Below are 23,040 nucleotides of genomic sequence, written 5' to 3'. Positions count from 1 at the left end.
ACTCCGTCGCGCCCTACGTCCGGAAACGGAATCCCCATGCCGAACGCATCCGACCCGCCCCGGACCGACGACGTCTCCGGGCAGCCGAGGCCCCTCGCGGCGGGCGGAAGGCCGCTGACCGCCGGAGTGGCGATGCTGGCCACCGCGGTCGCCGTGGTCGGTGTCCTCGTCGGCGGCCTGCTGGCGGCCGTGGCCCTCACCGGACACGTCTTCGGCGCGTGGCGCTCCACCGAGTCGCTGACGCCAGGGCTGATCGGCGCGGCCATGCTCGGCACGGCGCCCGGCCTGTTCGCGCTGAACCGGGTTCGCACCTGGCACGAGGCCCGCTCGCTCGTCCACCCGCTGGCCGTGGTGCTGGGCGGGCTGTTCACGGTGAGCCTGCTCAACGCGGGGCGGTTGTACATCGCCCGGGGCGGCTCCATCGTCCCGGTGCTGTTCAGCCTCGGCTGGCTCTTCGTGCTCGGCGCCCTGTGCGTGTGCGCCCTGATCGCGCTGGTCCTGCAGTACCTCACCCCCGGCCGTCCGCTCGGCCCGCGCGGTGCGCCGCTGCCCGGCTGGTCGAAACCGGCGCTGGCCGTGCTCGGTTCGGCGTGGCTCGGTATCGGCACGGGTCTGCTCGTCCGGCCCGGCTTCTGGGCCGACTTCGTGCCGTGGAGCGTCGACCGCCCCGACGCGCAGGCGCTCGGCGTCTGGGCATTGGCCCTCGGCGTCGGCGTCCTCGGCGCGCTCGCCGAGGACGACCTCGGCCGCACCGGCCCGGCGCTGATCGCCCTGCCCGGGACCGCCGTCGCCGTGACCGTCGTGCTGGCCTGCCGCGCCGCCGCCGTCGACTGGTCCTCGGGTCCCGCTCTCTGCCTCGTGTCCATGGTGGCCGGGCTCCTGCTGGCCGGCCTCAGCGGACGCGTCCTGCTGGCGCGAGCCTCGGCGGTACCACCCCGGCAGAACCCTGTCACCGAGGGCTGACGAAGCCGGCCGCACCCGGAATCAGCACAATTGACACTCCGTCACCAGGATGCCTGAATCGCCTCGCTCCCGGGGGCCCGACCGGACCTTCGCTGCCGACTCCCGGCAACGGTGTCCACGCCATCTGTTCCGGACCGAGGCAGGGCCGCGGTCCGCTCCGGACGGCAGGATACGAGGCGTCGAACGACGAGGAATGTTGCCGGGGGTGGTCCAGGGATGCGCGGGTGGCGTCGTCCTGCACCCGTCCGGGAGCCGGACCTGACGGCGTACATGCGGAGCACGGTGTGGGGGCCCGCCGAGTTCGTCGGATGGCCGCCCCGGTGGCTGGCGGGGGAGGGAATCCTCGCCGGGGTGCTGGGGGCCGGATCGATCGTCGGCGCCGGGGTCCTCGGCGACCGGACCGGAGTGCCGGTACTGGCCAGCGGCGAGGCCGGGCTCGTGTGCGCCGGGATCCTCGTCCTGCACCTGGTTCTCCTGCGGGCGGGGCGGGCGCTGGTCGGCGTCGTCGCGGCCCTCGGCGTGTGTCTTGCCCTCCAGGCCCCGCAGGCCGCGGCGGACGTGGTGCCGGCGGACGGCGAGCGGGTGGCGCCCATGGTCGTCACGTCCGTCGAGGGCGGCGGGAAGGAGGGCGTGGGCCGCACCCGCTATCTGTGCTCGGTCGTCGCCCGGGACGGCGCACCGCTCAAGGTCCGCGTATGGCGGGGATGCGGGCGGACCACCCGGCCGGGGGACGTGCTCGCCGTTGTCTACGACCCCCAGGGGCGGATGCCGCCACGCGCCCTGGCCGCGGGACCGGTGCCGACGGGGCCGCTGCGTGCCCTGGCCGCCCTGGCCGCGGCCCTCCTCGCCGTATGCGTGCTCGCGGTCGTCCGCTCCCACCGGCTCACCCCTTCGCCCTCCACCGGGTGACACCGTCCGGATGCCACCGCCGCCGGGCGGCCGCCGGCTGGACGTCGGGCCCCCGGAGCCGTCCCCCGCCGGTCGGGCTCACAGCGGGAGGATCACCAGTGCCGTGTCGTCGGTGACACCGCCGGGCGGGAGCAGCTCCGACAGCAGCGCGTCGGCGAGGGCCTCGGGCTCGGCCCCCCGGTGCCGGGTCAGCGCGGCGGCGAGTCGTCCGAGGCCCACGTCGATGTCCTCGGCGCGCCGCTCGATCAGACCGTCGGTGTACAGGACCAGGGTGTCGCCCGTGACGAAGTCCGTCGCGGCCTCGGGGCGGTCCGCGTGCTCCGGCCGGGCTCCCAGTGGCGGGTCGGTCGCCCCGTCCAGGAACTCCACGCTCCCGTCGCCGCGCAGGAGGGCCGGCGGAGGATGTCCCGCGCTGCTGTACGCGATGGTGTGCCTCTCCCAGTCGATCCAGGCCGTCACCGCCGTGGTGGACTCGGCACCCTCGACGGAACGCGCGTACAGCCCGAGCACCTCGAGTGCGCGCGCGGGACCGGCGGAGGCCCGGGACGCGGCACTGAGGGCACTGCGCAACTGGCCCATGACACAGGCGGCGGGCAGCCCGTGGCCCACGACATCACCCACCGCGACCGCCATCCGGTCGCCGTCCAGTGCCACCAGGTCGTACCAGTCCCCGCACACGTTCAGCGAACTCGTGGCCGGCTGGTAGCGCATGGCGGCATGGTGCGTCACCACCTGGTTCGGTGAGGGCAGCAGCGCGTCCTGGAGCGCGACGGCGACCTCCCGTTCGCGGGCGTGGGCACGACGCAGGCGCTCGTTCACCTCCTGCAGCTCCCGGGCCCGCGTGTACAACTCGGCCTCCATCACCGGGGTCCGGTCGCCCGGTGCGAGCCCGCCGCGGGCGCGGATGAGTTCGGTGACCTCCTCCACCCGATGCACCACCAGCGCCACCGTGCCGTCCGCATGGAGCACCGGGGCGTTGACCGGGCTCCAGTACCGCTCCTCCCAGACACCCGGCCGGTCCAGTGACTCCACGTCGTACCGCTGGAGCGCCATGGCGTCGCGCTCGCCGGACTCCACCACCCGGCGCAGGGACGCCGCCAGGTTCCGCATCCCGGTGGAGGCGGGGTCGCCCGGCCGGTCGGGAAAGACGTCGAAGAGGTACCGGCCGACCAGCTGCTCCCGGGAGCGCCCGGAGTTGCTCAGGTAGTCGTCGTTGGCGTCCACGAAGACCATCTCCGGGGTGAGCAGGGCGACCATGCCGGGCAGGGCGTGGAAGACACCGCCGAAGTCGATCTCCGCTCCCGTCACTGGTTCACCGCCTCACGCCGCTGCCCTTGCCGTGCCCACGGCGGAAGCGGCGGAGCACCCTGCCCTGTGCCACCGGCCCGGGTCATGACCGGGGCCCCACGTCCAGGGCGTACCCGTGGTGCAGTGCTCCCATCAGGCCACCGGTCCGCGCCCGGTGCAACCGCAGGGGTGCGCGGGCCACGCTCGCCGCCGCCCGGCCGCCCGGGGGTGAGAGGGTCTTCCGGCGTTCACCGAAGCGCCTTGGGGCAGTTGCTCCATACGGGGTCACTGTGAATTCGGGAGACGGCTGAACACAACGCGACCCGCGTGCGTATAGGGGCGGGGGATTTCCATGCCGAGCCGACCACGACGCGTAGGAGCACCACCTTGGGACGCAACACGCGCAGACGCCCAACGGGCGCACGCCGCGCGACCTCTGCAGCTTTCGCACTGATACTGGGCGGAGGCGGACTCGTAGGAGTCAACGTCTACGCATCGGCGAGCGAGACCGGCGCGACGGACGCCAACGTCCTGTCCGCCGGGTCCGCCACCATCGACTGCCCTGACGTCGGCGAACAGTTGAAGACGGTTCCGGACGCCGCGAAGGAGGGCGTCGACAAGGAACTCGCAGACCTGGACCAGCAGATCGCCGAGGCGTACCGGCAACTCCAGGCAAAAGCCGACCAGATGCAGCAGAACGGCGACAGCGGCGCCGACGCCATCATGAATCCGCTGAAGGAGAAGCGGTCCGAGTCGATCGGCCGCATCGTGGCCGCGATCGATGCCGTGGGCGACCCGCCGAGCGGGCTCGACGGTTTCGCGGCCTGCACACTGCGTCCCTCCGGCAACCAGCCCGGCACCGGGGCGGACACCGGTCAGAGCGCCGCGCCGCAGGACCAGAACAGCGCGTCACCGAGCCCCGGCGCGTCGCAGAACCAGGGCGGCCAGCAGGGAGGCGCCGCACCGGCCGGCAACGGCCCCGTGGCCGCCGACTACGCGGACATCAAGTCCGTCCAGCCCAACGTGGCGAACCCGCAGCCCCAGGGCGACGCCTCCCAGGGCGAGTTCGTCTCCAGCTGTGGAGTGAACGCCAACGGCCTGTTCAACTCGGACAACGTGATCGTGGCTCCCGGTGTCACCAACGGCGCCCACCACTTCCACGACTACATCGGCAACCAGTCCAACACCGCCTTCGCCAGTGACGACGACCTGGCCAAGGCCGACACCTCCTGCCAGGACAAGGGCGACAAGTCCTCGTACTTCTGGCCCGTGGTGCGCCTCCAGAACGGAACCCAGGAACGCGACGCGGGTTCCCCCGGAGGCGGGACCGAGGGCAACGCCGGCAAGATCGTCACGCCCAAGCAGGTCACGCTGACCTTCGTCGGCAACCCGCGCAGCAAGGTCACGGAGATGCCGCGGCTGCTGCGCATCATCACCGGTGACGCCAAGGCCTTCGTCAACGGCCCCGCGAACGCCAACGCCTCCTGGAGCTGCACCGGTTTCGAGGACCGGCAGCTGAAGGACAAGTACCCGCTCTGCCCGCAGGGCAGCGACGTGGTGCGCACCTTCAAGTTCCAGAGCTGCTGGGACGGCGCGAACATCGACAGCGCCAACCACCGTACCCACGTGGCCTTCGCGGACGCCCAGGGCAACTGCCCGGGCAATTTCAAGGCGATTCCGCAGCTGGTGCAGCGCATCGTCTACGACATCGACGCGCCGAGCCTCCAGGACGGCGGCCGTACCTCGCCGCTGTTCGCGGTGGACTCCTTCCCGGAGAACCTCCACAAGCCGGTCACGGACCACGGCGACTTCATCAACGTCTTCGACGAAGACACCATGAAGAACGTGGTCGACTGCATCAACAGCGGCAAGAAGTGCGGCGCGGGCGCCGGTGACGGGGGCGGCCAGCAGGAGGACCCGCCGGCCACCGACGAGCCGTCGCAGAGTGCCGAGCCGAACCCCTCCGAGGCGGCCCCGAACCCGTCGGAGGCGGACCCGAACCCCTCCGAACAGCCCGCGGAGAACCCCTCCGAGGCGGCGCCGAACCCGTCGGAGGCGGACCCGAATCCCTCCGAGGAGCCCGCGGAGAACCCCTCCGAGGATCCGGCGCCCACCGCGCACGACCCGTCCGACGGCAAGGGTGAGCAGGGCTCCGGTGACAACGGAGGCGGTCAGGCCGAAGAGCCCACCGAGGAAGCACCGGCCACCGAGCCGGCCGGGAACGACGCGCCTCCCGCCACGGTGGAGCCCAAGTCCGATGTGACGGCCCCGGGCGACGACCAGGGTGCCGAGGTGGGGACACCCGCGCAGACGGAACCCGCGGCCGCGTCCTACCCGCCGGCCACGTCGGGGATCGAGCCGCAGGCGGTCGGGACCGGCGGGCTCGCCGAGACCGGGGCGAACCTGTGGCCGGGCGTGATCGGCGGGATCTTCGTCCTCTCCGGCATCTTCGTTCTCTACCGGATCCGGCGCACCTACGCGTGACACGGACAGCCCGGTACGGGCGACTCCCGACGGATGAGTCCTGACGGATGACTCCTGGCGGATGAAACTCGCTGGACGAGTCCTCGCGGACGAATTCCGGACAACGAGTTTGAGGGGGCGCGTGGCCTGTGCGGACAGGGCACGCGCCCCCTCGGCCGTGTTCGGGGCGGCCGTCTCGACCGGCGGGGTGAGCCGATTCGCAGCATGCTGGTGGGAGACGCGATCATGTCGTCCACATTGGGGAAGGCGAAGCTCCATGGACGCATCAGAGCAGGCACCGGATGACCGGCCCCTCGACCTGTACCTCGAAATGCTCCGCCTGCGTATGGCTCCGGCGGACTACGCGCTCTTGCTGCGCATGGTCGAGCCCGTACTCGAAGCGATCAGGGAGGAGAGGGTGGGAGCGATCGAACTGTGTCTCGACGGCGCGGAACCCGAGAGCGTCCCGCAGGAGGTCCGTGACGAGGCGTCCCTCGTGGTCGCCGTGGCCGTCACGGGACGCCTGGACAACCGGATCGTCGAGCTGGAGACCGAGGAGATCGGTGTCGTCCGGGTCGTCACGGATTCGGGTACGGCCGATGATCCCGAGCGGTGCAAGGAGATCGCCGACTTCATCGGAGAGCGGCACCGTCAGGACGAGGAACTGCGGGGCATCGCCGAAGTGAGCGGTCTGCCCACCGACGTGTGACAGCCCGCGCAGCCCGCCGGCGGGCGATCATGGTCCAGGGTCCGGAAAACATGGCGTAGAGTTGATTTCACCGACGCGGGGTGGAGCAGCTCGGTAGCTCGCTGGGCTCATAACCCAGAGGTCGCAGGTTCAAATCCTGTCCCCGCTACTCGAAGACAGAGGGGCCGACATCACGATGTCGGCCCCTCTGCCGTGTCGTGTCTCCCCGGCCGCCCGGACCCGTGAGTCGTCGGAACATACGAGTGCCGCTCATTCGCCACGGGCGGAGCGCCCGGTGTCGACACAATCGCCTCATGACGAAGATCGAAACAGCCGCGGAGCGCGTCGTGGCCGCCGCCCGCGCCCGCGCCGGCAAAGGGCTGGTGCTGATCGCGGTCGACGGCATGGGAGGGTCGGGCAAGTCGACCCTGGCCTCCGCCGTCGCCCGGCTCGATGATGCCGTGGTCGTGCACGGAGACGACTTCTACCGTCCGATGGACGCCGACGAACGCGCGGCACTGACCCCTGCTCAGGGCTACGACCGCTACTTCGACTGGCAGCGGCTGCGCGACGAGGTCCCCACCCCGCTCGCCACCGGCCACGACGCGGCCTACCGGCGGTACGACTGGCCCACCGGATCCCTGGCGAAGGACGAGGTGTGTGCCGTCGCCTGCGACGGCATCGTCCTCGTCGAGGGTGTCTACACCGCCCGGCCCGAACTCGTCGGCCACTACGACCTGGTCGTCTACGTCGACACCCCGCCCGAGGAGTCCATGCGCCGGCTCCGGGCCCGCGGTGACGACCACGGCCCCATCGACTGGGAGGCCCGCTGGCGCCTGGCCGAGGAGCACTACCTGAACACGACCCGTCCCCGGGAGAGGGCGCATCTCGTGGTTCCCGGCCACTGACAGCGCCCTGACACGGCAGTGCCCTGACATGACGGCGCACTGACAGGGCGCAACGAAACACCGCCTCCGGGTGCAGCGGGTCATACCGCGTTCAGGCCGTACGAGGCGAAGACGGAGCGGGCTTCGGCGATCTGGGCGGCGCTCGGGACCGGGGTCGCGGCGAGGGTGAAGTCCATGCCCAGTCCCGACCATTTGTCGGCGCCGAACTTGTGGAAAGGCAGGATGTCGACACGGGTGACGTTTCCCAGGGACGCCGTGAAGGCGGCGACTCCCGCCACGTTCTCCGGGGGATCGGTCAGACCCGGGACCAGGACGAAGCGGACCCAGACCTCCTTGCCCAGTGCGGCCAGGCGACGGGCGAAGACCAGGGTCGGTTCCAGCTGGCGGCTGGTGAGGCGCATGTAGAGCTCGCGGTCCCAGGACTTGATGTCGAGCAGCACCAGGTCGACGCTCTCCAGCATGGCGTCGGAGGCGCGGGCGCCGAGGAAGCCCGAGGTGTCCAGGGCGGTGTGCAGGCCCAGGTCGTCGTGGCAGCGGCCCATGATCTCGCCGGTGAAGTCCGGCTGGAGCATCGGTTCGCCTCCGCTGACGGTGAAGCCGCCGCCCGCGGCGCGAATGAACGGGACGTACTTGGCCGCCTCCGCGACAACCTCGTCGGTCGTGGCGCGCTTGCCGTTGCTCATCCGCAAGGTGTCCGGGTTCTGGCAGTACAGGCAGGCCAGCGGACAGCCGGCGACGAAGACGACGAAACGGGTGCCGGGGCCGTCGACACCGGTGGAGAGGTCCCAGGAGTGCACCGACCCGGTGACAGGCCCGGTGCCGCGCCGCGGGACAGCCTGTTCGACCGGCCTGTCGGGGTCGGCGGAGATGAGGGGCAGGAGAGCGCTTCCCGGCTGGATCAGGGTCATGACCAAGCCTCCTGACGTCGTGGCGGTGCCCGGGGAGCGCGCCCGGCGCACTCCCCGGGAGACGGGTGGCTACAGCGACCCGTGGAAGGTGCGGCCCAGGACGTCGAGCTGCTGCTCGCGCGTCAGCCGCACGAAGTTGACCGCGTAGCCGCTGACCCGGACAGTCAGCTGCGGGTACTTCTCCGGATGCTCCATCGCGTCGATCAGCGTGTCCCGGTTCAGCACGTTGACGTTCATGTGGAAGCCCTGGCAGGTGACGAAGCCGTCCAGGACTCCCGCCAGATTGCGGATCCGGTCCTCGGGGGTGCGGCCCAACGCGTCCGGGGTGATCGTGTTCGTGAGCGAGACCCCGTCCTCCGCCTGCTCGTACGGCAGCTTGGCCACCGACAGCGCGCTGGCGACGTAACCGTGGGTGTCACGGCCGTTCATCGGGTTGGCGCCCGGCGAGAACGGCTCGCCCGCGCGGCGGCCGTCCGGGGTGTTGCCGGTCTTCTTCCCGTACACCACGTTCGAGGTGATGGTGAGCACCGACTGGGTGTGCTCGGCGCCCCGGTAGGTGGGGTGCTTGCGCACCTTGCGCATGAACTCCTCGACCAGCCACACCGCGATCGAGTCGGCCCGCTCGTCGTTGTTGCCGTACGCCGGGTACTCGCCCTCGATGCGGAAGTCCACGGCCAGCCCCGTCTCGTCCCGCACCGGAGCGACCTGGGCGTACTTGATCGCCGACAGGGAGTCCGCGGCGACCGAGAGCCCGGCGATGCCGCATGCCATGGTGCGCCGGATGTCACGGTCGTGGAGCGCCATCTCCAGCCGCTCGTAGGCGTATCTGTCGTGCATGTAGTGGATGACGTTCAGGGCGTGGACGTACGTCTCGGCCAGCCACTCCATCTGCCGGTCGAGCCGGCCCAGCACCTCGTCGTAGTCCAGCGTCTCGCCGGTGACAGGCCCGGTGGCCGGGCCGACCTGGTCGCCGGACAGCTCGTCGCGGCCGCCGTTGATGGCGTACAGCAGTGTCTTGGCGAGGTTGACCCGGGCGCCGAAGAACTGCATCTGCTTGCCGACCTCCATCGCCGAGACACAGCAGGCGATGGCGGTGTCGTCCCCGAAGCGCGGGCGCATCAGTTCGTCGGACTCGTACTGGAGGCTGGAGGTGTCGATCGAGACCTGCGCGCAGAACTCCTTGAAGCCCTGCGGAAGCGCCGGCGACCAGAACACCGTCATGTTCGGCTCGGGCGCCGGCCCCAGGTTGTACAGGGTCTGCAGGTAGCGGAAGGAGGACCGGGTGACCAGGGTGCGGCCGTCCGAACCGATGCCGCCGATGGACTCCGTGACCCACGTCGGGTCGCCGGAGAACAGCTCGTCGTACTCCGGGGTGCGCAGGAATCGCACGATCCGCAGCTTGATGATGAAGTCGTCGACGAGTTCCTGCGCCGTGCTCTCGTCGAGGATCCCGGCGTCGATGTCCCGCTGGAGGTAGGCGTCGAGGAACGTCGAGGTGCGGCCGAGGGACATCGCCGCGCCGTTCTGCTCCTTCACCGCCGCGAGATAGGCGAAGTACAGCCACTGCACGGCCTCCCGGCCACTGCTCGCCGGGCCCGAGATGTCGTAACCGTAGGAGGCGGCCATCTCCTTCAGTTCACCGAGCGACCTGATCTGCTCGGAGATCTCCTCACGTTCGCGGATCACCTCCTCCAGGCGTGCGGGGTCGCCGGGCAGGGCGTCCAGATCGGCCTTCTCCTCCAGCTTGGCCTCGATCAGACGGTCCACGCCGTACAGCGGGACCCGCCGGTAGTCACCGATGATGCGGCCCCGGCCGTAGGCGTCGGGCAGGCCCGTGACGATGCCCGCCTTCCGGGCCGCCCGGATCGCCGGGGTGTACGCGTCGAACACCCCGGCGTTGTGGGTCTTGCGGTACTGCGTGAAGACCTTCTCCAGCTCCGGCGAGACGGGATAGCCGTACGTCTTGAGCGCACCGGCCACCATCCGCCAGCCGCCGAAGGGCATGATCGCCCGCTTCAGCGGGGCGTCGGTCTGAAGACCGACGATCAGGTCACGGTCGCGGTCGATCCAGCCCGGCGGATGCGCGGTGATGGTGGACGGGACGTCGTACGACACGTCCAGGACGCCCTTGGCGCGCTCCTCGGGGAACAGATCGGTGATCTTCTTCCACACGGCCGTGGTGCGCTCGGTGGGACCGGCCAGGAAGGACTTGTCACCTTCGTACGGGGTGTAGTTCTGCTGGATGAAGTCCCGTACGTTGATCTCGTCGCGCCACAGACCTCCCCGGAAGCCGTCCCAGGCGCTCCGGACGGGCCGCTGCTGCTGCGTGGTCATCGGTGTACGACTCCTTCTCGGTCGATCGGGGCCTTGGCGTTCGTACGGGGGCTCACACCGGGTCGCCGTAGTAGGCGCGGCGCATCAGCTCCTGCATGTCGGCCAGCATCGGCAGCCTCGGGTTGGCGGGCGCGCACTGGTCCTCGTAGGCGAACATCGCCTGCTCGGGCAGGGCGTCCAGGAACGCAGCCTCGTCGACCCCGGCGTCCTTGAACGACCTCGGGATGCCGACCTTCTCGCGCAGCTCCTCCAGCGCGTGGGCCAGGGACTCCACACCCTCCTCCGGGGTGTCGGCGGGCAGGCCCAGCATCCGGGCGATGTCCTGGTAGCGCTCGGGGGCGACGTAGTTGTGGTACTTCGGCCAGCTCGTGACCTTGGTGGGCGCCGATCCGTTGTAGCGGACCACGTGCGGCAGCAGCAGCGCGTTGGTGCGGCCGTGGGCGACGTGGAAGGTCGCGCCCAGGGTGTGCGCCATGGCGTGCACCACGCCGAGGAACGCGGACCCGAAGGCCATGCCGGCGATCGTGCCGGCGTTGTGCATCTTCCCCCGGGCGACCGGGTTGGCCGCGCCCTCGTTGACGGCCTTCTCCAGGTTGTCGAAGATCAGCCTGATCCCCTGCAGCGCCAGTCCGTCGGTGAAGTCGTTGGCGTACACCGAGACGTAGGTCTCCAGGCAGTGGGTCAGCGCGTCGAATCCCGAGTCGGCGGCGACGCTCCTGGGCAGGTCCAGGGTCAGCGCCGGGTCGCAGATCGCCACGCTCGGGGTCAGCGCGTAGTCGGCCAGCGGGTACTTCTGACCGGTGGCGGTGTCGGTGATCACCGCGAACGGGGTCACCTCACTGCCGGTGCCCGAGGTGGTCGGGATGCACACCAGCCTGGCCTTCTCCCCCAGGTCGGGGAAGGTGAAGGCACGCTTGCGGATGTCGAAGAACTTCTCCTTCAGGTCGGCGAACTCCAGCTCCGGGTGCTCGTACATCAGCCACATCACCTTGGCGGCGTCCATCGGCGAGCCGCCGCCGAGCGCGATGATGGTGTCCGGCTCGAAGTGGCGCATCATCTCGGCGCCCTTCTGCACGGTGTCCAGGCTCGGGTTGGGCTCGACGTTGTCGATCACCCGGATCTCGGGGATCTCGCTGCGGCGGCTCAGGACGTTACGGATCCGCTCCAGGTGCCCGATCTCCACCATCGTCTTGTCGGTGACGATGACGAACTTGCGGGAGCCGCGGACATCGGCCAGGTACTTGATGGAATCGCGCTCGAAGTAGATCTTCGGCGGGATCTTGAACCACTGCATGTTGTTGTTCCGCCGCCCGATCCGCTTGATGTTGATCAGGTTGAGCGCGGTGACGTTGCCGGAGACCGAGTTGCGGCCGTACGAGCCGCAGCCCAGGGTCAGGGACGGCATGAAGGCGTTGTAGACGTCACCGATTCCGCCCTGCGAGGTGGGCGCGTTCCAGATCACCCGGCAGGCCTTGACGGCATGCCCGTACTCCTCGGCGAACGCCGCGTCCTCGGTGTGGACGGCGGCCGAGTGGCCCAGACCGTTGAACTCCACCATCTCGGTGGCCAGCCGTACCCCGTCGGCCCGGCTGTCCACGGTCAGCACGGCCAGCACCGGGCAGAGCTTCTCCCGGGTCAGCGGCTCCTCGACACCGACCTCGGAGACCTCGACCATGAGCACCGAGGTGTCCTTGGGCACCTGGAAGCCGGCCCCCTCGGCGATGGCGACCGCGCTCTGCCCGACGATGTCGGCGTTCAACTGGGCGCCCGCGCAGTCGCGTCCGCCCTGCTGCTCGGCGCCGACACCGAACAGATACGCCTCCAGCAGCGCCTTCTCCTGGTCGTTGACCGTGTACGCCTTGAGCTTGCGGAACTCCCCGATCGCCTCGTCACGGATCTCCCGGTCCAGGATCACGGCCTGTTCCGAGGCGCACACCATGCCGTAGTCGTAGGTCTTGGAGAGCACCACGTCGTTGACCGCACGCCGTATCTGGGCGCTCTTCTCGATGTAGGCGGGTACGTTCCCGGCCCCGACGCCCAGCGCCGGCTTGCCGCAGCTGTAGGCGGCCCGGACCATCGCGTTGCCGCCCGTCGCCAGGATCGACGCCACTCCGGGGTGGTTCATCAGGGCGCTGGTGGCCTCCTTGGACGGCCGCTCGATCCACTGCACGCAGTGGGCGGGGGCGCCCGCCTTCACGGCCGCGTCCCGGACGATCCGGGCGGCCTCGGCGGAGCAGTCCTGCGCGGCCGGGTGGAAGCCGAAGATGATCGGATTGCGGGTCTTCAGCGCCATCAGGGCCTTGAAGATGGTGGTGGACGTGGGGTTGGTGACGGGTGTGACGCCCGCGATCACCCCGACGGGCTCGGCGATCTCCACGATCCCGTCGATGTCGTCGCGGCGGATCACGCCGACGGTCTTCACGCCCTTCATCGAGTGGGTGATGTTCTCGCAGGCGAAGATGTTCTTGACGGCCTTGTCCTCGAAGACGCCGCGCCCGGTCTCCTCGACCGCCATCATGGCGAGCCGGGTGTGCTCGGCGAGCGCGGCCAGACTGGCCTTCTTCACTATGTGATCGATCTGTTCCTGGGTGTAGTCGGCATACTCTCCCAATGCCTCCAGGCCGCGCGCCACCAGCTCGTCCACGGCCTGTTCGACCCCGGCGGGCTGGGACCGAACGGCTGACGCGGCGGCTGTGCCGGCCTCGGAGGTGTGCTGGCCGTCCTTCTTTCGGCGGCTGGTCATCGGATCACCCTTCGGTCGCGGTGTGCCGAAACAGCCGGGCTCCAACCGCTCCGGATTACTTCCAGCCTTGCACCGCGCGCCCGATCGTGCAGCCGGGCGGGCCGCCGCCTCCCGGCCGTGCGTCGCCCGTGACGGACGGTGGCGGCGCCCGGATCCCGGCGCCTGCGGCGGGGAGCCGGAAATACCGGCGGGGAGTCGGGGTCTGCTCGTCCAAGTCGGCCGTCGGCTCGGCCCGGTGGTGCTTGCGGTGACGGCGGGCGGCGCGGCAGGGTGCGGGGTGTGCCTACTCTGCTGATCGTGCATCACACGCCCTCTCCCAACTGCCAGGCCATGTTCGAAGCCGTGGTCTCCGGCGCGACGGCGCCCGAGATCGAGGGAGTCCAGGTGGTGAGGCGGGCGGCGCTGGAGGCCACCGCCTCGGATGTGCTGGCCGCCGACGGTTATCTGCTCGGCACCCCGGCCAACCTCGGCTACATGTCGGGCGCGCTGAAGCATTTCTTCGACCAGGTCTACTACCCGTGCCTGGACACGACGGCCGCGCGCCCCTTCGGCTATTACGTGCACGGCGGAAACGACGTCACGGGGGCGGTGCGCGGCATCGAGTCCGTGACGACGGGCCTCGGTTGGCGCCGTGCGGCCGAGGCGGTGAAGGTGACCGGCGAGCCGGGCAAGGCCGACATCGAGGCGTGCTGGGAGCTCGGCGCGACCCTCGCGGCCCAACTGATGGACTGATCCCGCCCGTTGAGGCCTGAGGATTGAGCAATGAGGCCTGTCTGACACCCTCGTCTGCCGCGCGGTGCCGGACAGGCCTCGACGGGCCGGTACCGCTACCGGGTGCCGGAGTCGGCCTGGGCGAAGGTGCGGGCGAGGTGGGCCGTCAGCTGCGCCGCCGTCGGCGGACAGAGGCGGGCGCCGAGGTATCCGTCCGGGCGGACCACGAAGGCGGTCACCCCGTCGGAGACGCCGTACAGACGGGCGAACTCGCCGAGCGTGTCGACGTACGCCGGAGAGCCTGAGGTGTTCGTGGTGCTCCCGGCGGGCCGGATCACACAGGTGCCGACCCGCCCTCCGGAGAACTCGCCCGCCACTTGGGCGAGTTGACCGCTCTGCTCGCCGTCCCCGTACACCAGCAGAACGTGCCCGCGATCGCGCAGGAGGTCGTAGAGGCGCAGCGGGAAGGTGGCGATGTGCGCCGTGAGGCCGGTGCAGTCGGGTGCCCGGTCGCCCGGCTGGGGTCCGGGGCCCTCGGAGGCCGGGCCCACGAGCGGGCTGCCGCGGTAGCCGACGAGGAGCTGTGCCTCGCGCAGCATCACGGTCCCCGGGTCCGCCGGGTCGGCCTGGACGCCCTGGGTCGCGTGGCGGACCGTGCGCTCGACGACTTCCTCACCGACGGGCCGCCGCTCGGCGTCGTAACTCGCCGCCAGATCGTGGCGCGCGCCGCCCTCGATGGCGAGGACGAGTTTCCAGGCCAGGTTCCAGGCGTCCTGGATACCCGTGTTCATGCCCTGGGCACCGGTCGGGGGGTGGATGTGCGCCGCGTCGCCCGCGACGAAGACCCGGCCGTCGCCGTAGCGGTCGACGATCCGGTGACTGATGCGGAAGACAGAGGACCAGCGCAGACGGGAGGCGGTCGTGGGACGGGGGGACAGCCGGTCCAGCACGGTCTGGATGTCGGAGAGCGCGGGCGCGTGTCCGCCGTCCAGGCCGTGGACGACGCCGTCGGCCGGCCCGTCGTTCCGCCCCGCCGTGGAGAGTGCGGGCGGGACCGCCATCGACATCCGGTACCGGTTCCGGCCGGGCAGCGGGATGCACACCAGGATGTCGTCCACCTCGCCGTCGCCGTTCCGGTGCATGGCACGGACGCCGTAGCCCTGCGGCAGGTCCCAGTCCACCTCGACATCACCGAGCATGTACTCCTCGGGGAACGCGCTGCCCTCGAAGGCGAGACCCAGCTTCTTGCGCACGATGCTGTGCGCGCCGTCGCAGCCCACCAGATAGCGCGCCCTGACCTCTTCCTCGGCACCGGACGCCGACCGCAGGGCGACCGTCACACCGTCGGCGTCCTGGCTGAACGCGACCAGTTCCGTGCCCCGTTCGATCCCGGTACCGAACCGTGCGAGATACGTGTCGAGGATGCGCTCGGTCTCGTACTGCGGCAGGGCGGCGAAGCCGTACGGCACCTCGGGCGGCAGGACGAGGTCGATCCGGGCCTGTTCGGTGCCGTTGACGTAGGCGAGCTGCCCGTACATCGGTACCGCCGCCTCCAGGACCGTGCGGGTGAGCCCCATGTGGTCCCAGATCTCCAGCGTGCGCGGCTGGATGCCCACCGCCTTCGCGTACGGGAGCCGAGCCGGAAGCCGGTCGACGATACGGCAGCGGATTCCGCGCCTGCGCAGCTCCGCGGCCGCCGTGAGACCCACCGGGCCCGCACCCGCCACCACGACGTCGGTTCCGAAGGTGTGGGCCACGGGAGCCTCCCTGGGTGAGCCCCCTGCGCCGAGTCGATCTCCCACCATCCTGGCCCCGCGGCGGCCGCCCTCGCGAGTCGGGCACGGGCGCGGGAAGCGCGCCGTGTCGTCTCGGGCGCCGTGCCTTCAGAGCTGCGCGGGAGGCGGCGATCCGTCGGTGGGAATCCGGTGGTGGCCGTCCGGGGGGCGGTGTGAGAGGCGGAGGTGGTGCGCGGGGGCGCGTTCGATGACCAGGAAGGCGGCGTCGTCGCCGGGCTGGTCACCGATGTGCCGGACGAGATCGTCGTGGATCTGGCGCAGCAGGACGTCGGGACTGGAGGCGGCGAGGGTGGCCACCCGGTCGGCCAAGGGGTAGAAGGCGCCGTCCGGGGAGCGGGCCTCGATCACGCCGTCGGTGTACAGCAGCAGGAAGTCGCCCGCCTCGAAGGCGAAGGGATCGGTGTGGTGGCTGGTGGCGGGCAGCTCGCACATGCCCAGCGGGGGCACGGGATGCCGTGTGTGCAGGACGGTGACCCGGTTGTCACGCAGGAGCAGCGGCGGGGGATGACCACAGTTGATCATTTCGACCTGCGCACCGTCGTCGGGGATGTCGAGAACGAGCGCCGTGATGAAGTGTTCGCCCGGGTCGTGCTCGGTGTCGGCCACCTCGTCCAGGTCCCGGCACACGCTCACCTCGAGGGCCGCCGTCAGTTCGGGGAGCGTGGCGTACCGGTGGGCGCCCTCGCGGAAGGCGCCCAGCACCACCGAGGCCTCGCCGATGGCGGCCAGCCCCTTGCCCCGGACGTCCCCGATGATGACGCGGGTGGACGCGCCGGCGGCCCGGGTGACCGCGAACAGGTCGCCGCCGATCTGGGTGTCGTCCTCGGCGGCCAGATACAGCCAGGCCACGCGCAGCGGACCGATCTTGCGCGGCGGGGGGCGCAGCAGCACGCGCTGTGCGGTCTCGGCGACCGAGCGCGCCCGCACCAGCTCCCGGGCGCGCCGCTCCCGTACATGACACACGAACACGACCAGGGCGGAGAGCACCACCAGAGCGATGAGCTGCGCGATGTGGTTCGTGGTGCCGAGTCCGCCGTGCAGGATGGCGATGACCACCTGGGCGCTGACGGCCAGCACGCCGACCAGGGCCGTCAGCGCGGGGCCCGCCAGCGAGGCCGTGAGGGTCGGCGCGATGACCAGCAGGGGGCCCAGATGGACGTCGGTGGGGGAGCGTATGTCCACCACGGTGATCACGACGATCAACGCGAGCGGGATCGCCACCAGACCGCGGCCCGACGGTTGTTCCACGAGACGGTCCACTGACATGCGCCGGATACCCACATGCCCCATTTTGTACCCGTTTCCGTGGCTGTGGGGTTCCGTACGGTGTTCACCATCGGCGAGTCGACGGTGAACACCGTCGGCGAGTCCGGCGCGCTTGTCGGTTCCCGGGTGACCCCTTGGAATGGCCTCGGGCGGGGGCCGTCAGTCCGCGACGCCGGGTCGGTGAACGGCCGGAGTCAGTCCCACAGTGGGTAGCTGACCTTCTGCGCGTATCCGTCCGGGTGGTCATGGGTGTAGGTCAGCGTCATCTGCGCGTAGTGCTGCACTTGCGGCTTCTTCTTCCACGGCTGCGGGTGGTCCAGGCGGACGATGACCGGGTACGAGTGGAACTTGCCCGCCGCGCAGTACGGCTTGCAGTCGTTCACCATGTTGACGCCGCGGGCGACCGCGGAGTCCTGGTTCCAGTGCGACCAGTGGAGCGAGACGAGTCGGCTGTTGCCGTCGCCGCAGGCCAGGATGAACTCGGTGGGGCGCACATCCGGATGCCAGAAGCAGTCCACGAGCACAGGGGGCGCCTGGCGCTGCTGCGTGGCGTGCGGGGTCGCGGGGGCGGCGGAAGCGGTACCCATCACCGCTGCGAGCGACGCGGCCGCGCAGACGGTGAACGCGGTCCGGATCGAGTTTCTGCGCATATCAGCTCCATGCGGGACGCTCTGTCATGTGGCCGTCAGCGTGTCGGCTCTTCCTCGACGCTACGGCCTCGGTGTGTGATGTACCACTCATACGGATTAACGATGCCATTTCGTAAGAAGTGGCAGACATTGGTACACAGGGCGACGTATCAGAACGCACCGCGACGGATGGCAACGCACCGCGACAGACGACAACGCACCGCGACACAGGACAACCCGTTCGGCGGCGCCATAGAATTCGTCCGTGATGAATAAACCCGGTTCACAGCGTGGACGCAGGCCGGGAAGCCCGGACACCCGGGCCGCGATCCTGGCCGTCGCCCGGCGGCGCTTCCTCGAGGACGGCTATCACGCGGTGACCCTCCGGTCCGTGGCCGGCGAGGCCGACGTCGATCTCGCCCTGATCAGCTATTACTTCGGGTCCAAGAAGGGGCTGTTCGGTGCCGCTCTGGCGCTGGGCGCCAACCCGGCCGAACTCCTCGCGCGGGTCGTGCAGGAGGGTGAGCTCAGCACGTTCCCCGAACGGGTCGTCCGTCAGGTCGTCGCCGTCTGGGACGACCCCGTGACGGGTCCGCCCCTGCTGGCGATGATGAAGACCGCGATCGACGACGCCTCCCTCGGCTCGCTGGTGAAGGAGGCGCTGGAACGCGAGATCGTCGACCGGATCGCGGGCCTCGTGCCGGGACGCGACGCCCGGCAACGTGCCGCAGCGTTCACCACCGTGGTGGCCGGGCTGATCGCCACCCGCTATCTGCTGCGGCTGGAGCCCAGCGCCTCCATGACGACCGACGACCTGGTCCGTTTCGTGAGCCCGCAACTGCGGCAGGCCCTGCGCGGCCCCGGCCGCCCCGAGCGGGACGCCCGACCCGCCGGACGACCGGTGCCGCGCCCCTGATCGACCGTCCCGTTCCGTCGTGCCGGTGGGGCCGACGCACCGAAGACCGGCGCCTCGCGCAGTGCGAGGCGCCGGTCCGGAGTTCTTGCGGCAGTTCAGAGGTACGAGGGCTGCTCCTGCGCGGACTGCTCCCGCGCGTAGGCGGTGTCCGCAGGCTCGTCGTCCTCGGCGGGGGCTTTTGGCCCCGGAGCCGAACGCAGCAGGGCCGCGACGGCGACGGCGGCGAGAACGGCGGCCGAGGCGGCGCCGAGGAGCGCCAGGTGCATGCCGTCGACGAACGCGGCCGTCGCCTGGCCGGAGACAGGGCCGCCGATGGCATGGGCGGCGGCCAGCGAGGAGCGCGCCGCGTCCGCCACGTGCTGCGGCAGGCCGGGCAGGCTGCTCAGGTGGTCGCGGTAGGCGGCGCTGAGCAGGCTGCCGAGGACGGCGATCCCCAGGGCGCCGCCGAGCTCGCGTGCCAGGTCGTTCATGGCCGAACCGACGTTCTGCAGCGAGCGCGGCAGCGCGTCCGTGATGGCGGTCGTGGCCGGTGTCATGGCCAGGCCCATCCCCGCACCCAGCGGCACGAGACCGGCCGCGATGATCCAGTACGGGCTGGACGCGTCGAGCCGGGAAAGAATCCCCATGCCTGCCGCGACACCGGCGAGACCGGCCACCCAGGGCCCCCGGAAGCCGAACCGGCCGACCAGCACAGGGGTGGCGCGGGAGACCGGCACCATGGTCACGGCCATGGGCAGCATCGCGGTCGCCGCCATCAAGGCGCTGTCGCCCCGCACCAGTTGCAGGTACTGCATCATCACGAAGACGAACCCGAAGAACACGAAGAACTGAAGCATGATCGACAGCGAGCCCGCGGCGAAGTGGCGGTTGCGGAAGAGCCGGGGGTCGAGCAGCGGGTTCTCGCGGCGCAGCTCGAAGACGACGAACCCCGTCAGCACGGCCAGGCCCAGCCCGATCCCGGCGAGCGTGACCGGGTCGGCCCACCCGCGGGTCGGCGCCTCGATGACCGAGTAGACCAGCGTGACCAGGCCCGCCACGGCGAGGACGGCGCCACCGACGTCGAGCCGAGGCTGCCGCGGTTCCGCGGACTCGGGCACGAACAGCAGCGTGCCGACCAGGGCGACCAGGGCCAGAGCGACGTTCAGCAGGAACACCGATCGCCATGACCAGCCCTCCAGCAGGGCCCCGGAGGCGAACAGACCCACCAGTGCGCTGGCTCCGGCGACCGCCGCCCAGACGCTCACCGCTCGGGCCCGCTGGGCGCGCGGGAACGTGCTGGTGATGGTCGAGAGCGTGGCGGGCATGACCAGCGCCGCTCCCACTCCGAGGACGCCCCGCAGCACGATGAGCGCAGAGGGCTCGGTGGTCAGGGAGGCGGCGGCGGATCCGGCGCCGAAGACCGCCAGTCCCGCGAGCAGGGCACGCCTGCGGCCGAAGCGGTCGCCCAGGGCGCCGGCCGGCAGCAGCAGCGACGCGAAGACCAGGCTGTAGGAGTCGATGATCCAGGACAACTGCGTCTGCGTCGCATGTGTCTCGCGGGCGAGATCGGGCAGCGCCACATTGAGCGACGCCATGGCGGCGACCACCGCGCCGAGGGCGACGCAGGTGACCACCAGGACCAGGTTGTGTCGTACGGCCGGCGGGGAACCGGCGGCAGGGGTGCGGGTGGAGGGCATGTGCTCCGTCCTTCGTCCGAGTGGTCCGGGAGGTTCCCGGTGCCTGGACCCAGAGTCGGGAGTCCGCCGTGCGATTTCCACGTTGATGAATTAGGGATGCGGTCGGGTGGCCGGTGCCGCGGGCCGCGTGCGAACACGGTCACCGGCACCGCACCGGGCGGACATGCCGTTCAGCGGGCCGGAAGCCCGGGACAGCGGCCCACGGGGGACGGGCGCGCCCGCGTCTCCCTCCCCGGATCGGTACAACTGACCGGCACCTGTTGAATTCCCGGGCCCCGGGCCCTGCCGCCAGGGCCCGGGATCACGCGTCTCCGTCCCCGACTTCCATGAAGGCGGGACGACGAGAACCTCTAGCGGTCGGCGGCGCGTGCCAGCAGGTCGGTCACCTGTCGGCCGACGAGTTCCCCTGCCGGAGCCGGAAGCCGGCCGAGGGAACTGTTCCGCAGGGTGCGCAGAATGTCCTCGGTGTCGGTGTCGGTGTCGGTGTCGCCGTGGCACTCGGCGCTCTCGCTGAACACCTCGTCCTCGGAACGGACCGCGACGCGAAGAAGGGTCCGGCCGTCGTCGACGCGGTGCAGGGCGGCGGCGACGACGAGCGGCGACGGCCCGCCCGGCTCGGCCGCGGCCTTGACGTAGTTGCTGGTGACCGGTGTGCGCCAGCGCAGGCTCAGGAGCAGATGACGCTTCGCGAGCACCTCGGCCAGATCGGTCTCGGTGACGCCCTCCGGTTCCAGGATCACCGCGCGGGCGTCCAGGACGAGGGCCGCGGGCAGCAGACAACGCAGCGTGCTGCCGACGATGTTGCCGCCCACCGTGGCCGTCCGGCGTACGGCGCCGGTACCCACGCCGGCGGCCGCCCGGCGCAGCACCTCCGGCACGCGGTCGTCTATGCGGCTGAGCACGACGGCCGCACCCAGGGCCTCGGGCTCGATCGTGTTGGCCTCCGGGAGCTCGCGCAGCGACATGGCCCGGTCGGGGAACCCGTCCCGCTGCCAGGTGGCCCACACCAGTGTGGCGCCGCCGATGGGCACAGCCCCTTCGGTCATGTACTCCTGTGCTTCGGACACGGACGTGGGCAGACGCAACAGCACGACAGCCGACCTGCTTTCCTGGTGACTTGGCGGCGGGGTACTCGGTGTCTTGGCGAAATCACCGTCGACGGGCGCATTTTCGCCGTACGGGCGGGGGCGCGTACAGGGCACACTCCCTCGACCGGTGCGCCCCGCCGTGCGGATACGCTCACGCCGGGGACGTCGCCGGGGGGCGGCCGCACGCGTGGTCCGCACTCACTGGGCGGCCATGACGCCCGTCACTTTCCTTTCCCGCGCCGCGAGTTGCTTCGTACCGCTGTCAACTACCCTGGTGGGAGCCGGAATAGGCCGCCCATCGCCCGCCGTGCCGGACCACGGTGATCCGCCGTCCGAAGCAGGTGGTCATCCAGGAATCGGTCAGGGTGTCCTCGACGGTGCCCTGCGCGAGGACGCGCCCCTCGCGCAGGAGCAGGGTGTGGCTGACGGCCGGGGACAGCTCCTCCAGATGGTGGGTGACGGTCACGGTGGCCAGCTCCGGGCGGCTCTCGGCCAGCCGCTGCATGGCCTCGACGAGGTCCTCGCGGGAGGGCAGGTCCAGGGCGTTGAACGGCTCGTCGAGCAGCAGCAGGGCCGGCTCGGCCATCAGTGCCCTGGCGATCAGGACACGGGCCCGCTGCCCGCCCGAGCAGACCCCGTACGGCCGGTCGGCCAGCTCCTTGATGTCCAGTTCGGCGAGCAGTTCGTGGCCACGCCGGCGCACCTCGGCGTCGTACCTCCGCCACAGCGGCTGGACCGTGCCGGTGTGGCCCGTCAGGACGACGGAGTGGGCGTCGAGGTCCTGCGGTACGCGCTGGGCCGTACTCACATGGCCGATACGGGCGCGCAGCTCGCGCACGTCGACCCGGCCGAGCCGGCAGCCGAGCACCTCGACGCTTCCCGTCGTCGGATGCATCAGCGCGCCCAGCAGCCGCAGCAGGGTCGTCTTGCCCGCGCCGTTGGCTCCGAGCAGGGCCCAGTGCTCACCGGCCCGTACCGTCCAGCCGATGTCCGAGAGGATCACCTGGCCGCTGGTGTGACGGTGGACGCTCACGTCGCGGAGCGCCACCACCGCGCCCGTGCCACTGACGTCCGACTCGGTCCGCACCTCGGTCATGTCGGGCTCCCCTCGATCGGTCGGCGCACCACGCACATTAGATGTGTTGAGCATCTTGTTGCCCGTGTGTCCGATTGGTGGAAGATCTTCCCCGGAGCCGGACATCGCGCGCGAACATCCAGACCTTCTCAGCGCAGTTGCTCGGCCAGTCCGACGATGATGCCCTCCGGGCCGCGGAGGTAGCAGAGCAGATAGCTGTCCTCGAACCGGGCGATCTCGCCCACGAGTTCGGCGCCGTGAGGGCGCAGGCGGGCAACGGTGTCCTCGATGTCGTCGACGGCGAACATGACGCGGTGCGTGCCCAGGATGTTGTGCGGCCGGTTGCGCGGCCCGGCGCTGATCACCGCGGGGCTGCGGTACTTCGCCAGCTCGAGCCGGCTGTGACCGTCCGGGGTCCGGACCATCGCGATGTCACAGCGGACGCCGTCGAGTCCGGTGCACCGGTCGGCGAAGAGGCCCTCGACCTCCCCCCTGCCCTCCAGCTCCATACCGAGTTCCACGAAGAACGCGATGGCGGCATCCATGTCCTCGACGACGATGCCGACGTTGTCCATCCGCTGAATCGCCATGCTGGTTTCGCCTTCTTCCTCGTGCGGCCGGTGGTGGCCGCTGATGTCCCTGGGACGGAGCGGGTGCCACGTTCTCGACATCCTCAGACC

Annotated in this window: 18 protein-coding genes and 1 tRNA gene; 8 read left to right on the top strand and 11 right to left on the bottom strand. The window is 70.7% G+C overall.

Translation table 11 applies throughout. The annotated features are described in order from the left end of the window. The first annotated feature begins 36 nt into the window (after positions 1–36). A complete protein-coding gene (locus OG485_RS04045; RefSeq protein WP_328664572.1) occupies positions 37–963 on the top strand; it encodes a hypothetical protein in 927 nt (308 codons plus the stop codon). A gap of 216 nt (positions 964–1,179) precedes the next feature. Beyond that, positions 1,180–1,872 carry a hypothetical protein gene (locus tag OG485_RS04040; RefSeq protein ID WP_328664571.1) on the top strand — a complete coding sequence of 231 codons (693 nt, stop codon included), beginning with the start codon at positions 1,180–1,182 and terminating at the stop codon, positions 1,870–1,872. A gap of 78 nt (positions 1,873–1,950) precedes the next feature. Here OG485_RS04040 and OG485_RS04035 read toward each other — a convergent pair whose 3' ends face one another. After that, complete coding sequence (locus OG485_RS04035) at positions 1,951–3,180, bottom strand: PP2C family protein-serine/threonine phosphatase (protein WP_328664570.1); 1,230 nt, start codon at positions 3,178–3,180, stop codon at positions 1,951–1,953. Between the two features lie 366 nt (positions 3,181–3,546). Between OG485_RS04035 and OG485_RS04030 the strand changes: the two genes are divergently transcribed. The 4 genes from OG485_RS04030 (at position 3,547) to OG485_RS04015 (ending at position 7,218) form a co-directional block, all read left to right on the top strand. Continuing rightward, on the top strand, positions 3,547–5,643 hold the full coding sequence (locus tag OG485_RS04030) for a DUF1996 domain-containing protein (RefSeq protein WP_328664569.1): 2,097 nt from the start codon (positions 3,547–3,549) through the stop codon (positions 5,641–5,643). Between the two features lie 256 nt (positions 5,644–5,899). After that, the gene (locus OG485_RS04025) at positions 5,900–6,331 is read left to right on the top strand and encodes a hypothetical protein (RefSeq protein WP_326789845.1); all 432 of its coding nucleotides are present in this window, start codon (positions 5,900–5,902) and stop codon (positions 6,329–6,331) included. A gap of 74 nt (positions 6,332–6,405) precedes the next feature. Next, positions 6,406–6,479: transfer RNA gene (locus OG485_RS04020), tRNA-Met, on the top strand. Positions 6,480–6,624: 145 nt separating this feature from the next. Beyond that, complete coding sequence (locus OG485_RS04015; protein ID WP_328664568.1) at positions 6,625–7,218, top strand: uridine kinase family protein; 594 nt, start codon at positions 6,625–6,627, stop codon at positions 7,216–7,218. Between the two features lie 80 nt (positions 7,219–7,298). Here the strand turns inward: OG485_RS04015 and pflA are convergent, their stop codons facing one another. From pflA to adhE, 3 genes are all read right to left on the bottom strand, one after another. Then, positions 7,299–8,126 carry a pyruvate formate-lyase-activating protein gene (gene pflA, locus OG485_RS04010; RefSeq protein WP_328664567.1) on the bottom strand — a complete coding sequence of 276 codons (828 nt, stop codon included), beginning with the start codon at positions 8,124–8,126 and terminating at the stop codon, positions 7,299–7,301. A 69-nt stretch (positions 8,127–8,195) separates the two neighbouring features. Next, complete coding sequence (gene pflB, locus OG485_RS04005; protein WP_328664566.1) at positions 8,196–10,460, bottom strand: formate C-acetyltransferase; 2,265 nt, start codon at positions 10,458–10,460, stop codon at positions 8,196–8,198. A 52-nt stretch (positions 10,461–10,512) separates the two neighbouring features. Next, positions 10,513–13,203: a bifunctional acetaldehyde-CoA/alcohol dehydrogenase gene (gene adhE / locus OG485_RS04000; protein WP_328664565.1), complete on the bottom strand. Its 2,691-nt coding sequence runs from the start codon at positions 13,201–13,203 to the stop codon at positions 10,513–10,515. Positions 13,204–13,482: 279 nt separating this feature from the next. Between adhE and OG485_RS03995 the strand changes: the two genes are divergently transcribed. Then, on the top strand, positions 13,483–13,935 hold the full coding sequence (locus tag OG485_RS03995) for a flavodoxin family protein (protein ID WP_328664564.1): 453 nt from the start codon (positions 13,483–13,485) through the stop codon (positions 13,933–13,935). Positions 13,936–14,030: 95 nt separating this feature from the next. Here OG485_RS03995 and OG485_RS03990 read toward each other — a convergent pair whose 3' ends face one another. From OG485_RS03990 to OG485_RS03980, 3 genes are all read right to left on the bottom strand, one after another. Then, positions 14,031–15,671: an FAD-dependent monooxygenase gene (locus tag OG485_RS03990; protein ID WP_328664563.1), complete on the bottom strand. Its 1,641-nt coding sequence runs from the start codon at positions 15,669–15,671 to the stop codon at positions 14,031–14,033. Between the two features lie 126 nt (positions 15,672–15,797). Next, positions 15,798–16,976: a PP2C family protein-serine/threonine phosphatase gene (locus OG485_RS03985; protein ID WP_328664562.1), complete on the bottom strand. Its 1,179-nt coding sequence runs from the start codon at positions 16,974–16,976 to the stop codon at positions 15,798–15,800. A gap of 194 nt (positions 16,977–17,170) precedes the next feature. Then, positions 17,171–17,626 carry a hypothetical protein gene (locus tag OG485_RS03980; RefSeq protein WP_328664561.1) on the bottom strand — a complete coding sequence of 152 codons (456 nt, stop codon included), beginning with the start codon at positions 17,624–17,626 and terminating at the stop codon, positions 17,171–17,173. A gap of 247 nt (positions 17,627–17,873) precedes the next feature. Between OG485_RS03980 and OG485_RS03975 the strand changes: the two genes are divergently transcribed. Beyond that, positions 17,874–18,521: a TetR/AcrR family transcriptional regulator gene (locus tag OG485_RS03975; protein WP_328674232.1), complete on the top strand. Its 648-nt coding sequence runs from the start codon at positions 17,874–17,876 to the stop codon at positions 18,519–18,521. A 95-nt stretch (positions 18,522–18,616) separates the two neighbouring features. Here OG485_RS03975 and OG485_RS03970 read toward each other — a convergent pair whose 3' ends face one another. From OG485_RS03970 to OG485_RS03955, 4 genes are all read right to left on the bottom strand, one after another. Continuing rightward, positions 18,617–20,197: an MFS transporter gene (locus OG485_RS03970; protein ID WP_328664560.1), complete on the bottom strand. Its 1,581-nt coding sequence runs from the start codon at positions 20,195–20,197 to the stop codon at positions 18,617–18,619. A 350-nt stretch (positions 20,198–20,547) separates the two neighbouring features. Further along, a complete protein-coding gene (locus OG485_RS03965; protein WP_328664559.1) occupies positions 20,548–21,288 on the bottom strand; it encodes an FAD binding domain-containing protein in 741 nt (246 codons plus the stop codon). A 259-nt stretch (positions 21,289–21,547) separates the two neighbouring features. Then, positions 21,548–22,381: an ABC transporter ATP-binding protein gene (locus tag OG485_RS03960; protein ID WP_328664558.1), complete on the bottom strand. Its 834-nt coding sequence runs from the start codon at positions 22,379–22,381 to the stop codon at positions 21,548–21,550. Positions 22,382–22,509: 128 nt separating this feature from the next. After that, positions 22,510–22,950: a VOC family protein gene (locus OG485_RS03955; RefSeq protein WP_328664557.1), complete on the bottom strand. Its 441-nt coding sequence runs from the start codon at positions 22,948–22,950 to the stop codon at positions 22,510–22,512. Positions 22,951–23,040 lie beyond the last annotated feature (90 nt).

Source organism: Streptomyces sp. NBC_00328 (assembly GCF_036139655.1).
Taxonomy (GTDB): Bacteria; Actinomycetota; Actinomycetes; order Streptomycetales; family Streptomycetaceae; genus Streptomyces.
Note: the sequence above shows the minus strand (reverse complement) of the source record. Positions and strands in the feature narration are given on the sequence as shown.

Bases quoted from the DNA above. Each gene is read 5' to 3' on its own strand.
- pflA (WP_328664567.1), bottom strand. From the start codon at position 8,126: ATGACCCTGATCCAGCCGGGAAGCGCTCTCCTGCCCCTCATCTCCGCC.
- OG485_RS03955 (WP_328664557.1), bottom strand. From the start codon at position 22,950: ATGGCGATTCAGCGGATGGACAACGTCGGCATCGTCGTCGAGGACATG.
- OG485_RS03970 (WP_328664560.1), bottom strand. From the start codon at position 20,197: ATGCCCTCCACCCGCACCCCTGCCGCCGGTTCCCCGCCGGCCGTACGA.
- OG485_RS03980 (WP_328664561.1), bottom strand. From the start codon at position 17,626: ATGCGCAGAAACTCGATCCGGACCGCGTTCACCGTCTGCGCGGCCGCG.
- OG485_RS03975 (WP_328674232.1), top strand. From the start codon at position 17,874: ATGAATAAACCCGGTTCACAGCGTGGACGCAGGCCGGGAAGCCCGGAC.
- OG485_RS03960 (WP_328664558.1), bottom strand. From the start codon at position 22,381: ATGACCGAGGTGCGGACCGAGTCGGACGTCAGTGGCACGGGCGCGGTG.
- OG485_RS03985 (WP_328664562.1), bottom strand. From the start codon at position 16,976: ATGTCAGTGGACCGTCTCGTGGAACAACCGTCGGGCCGCGGTCTGGTG.
- OG485_RS04015 (WP_328664568.1), top strand. From the start codon at position 6,625: ATGACGAAGATCGAAACAGCCGCGGAGCGCGTCGTGGCCGCCGCCCGC.
- OG485_RS04045 (WP_328664572.1), top strand. From the start codon at position 37: ATGCCGAACGCATCCGACCCGCCCCGGACCGACGACGTCTCCGGGCAG.
- pflB (WP_328664566.1), bottom strand. From the start codon at position 10,460: ATGACCACGCAGCAGCAGCGGCCCGTCCGGAGCGCCTGGGACGGCTTC.
- adhE (WP_328664565.1), bottom strand. From the start codon at position 13,203: ATGACCAGCCGCCGAAAGAAGGACGGCCAGCACACCTCCGAGGCCGGC.
- OG485_RS04040 (WP_328664571.1), top strand. From the start codon at position 1,180: ATGCGCGGGTGGCGTCGTCCTGCACCCGTCCGGGAGCCGGACCTGACG.
- OG485_RS04025 (WP_326789845.1), top strand. From the start codon at position 5,900: ATGGACGCATCAGAGCAGGCACCGGATGACCGGCCCCTCGACCTGTAC.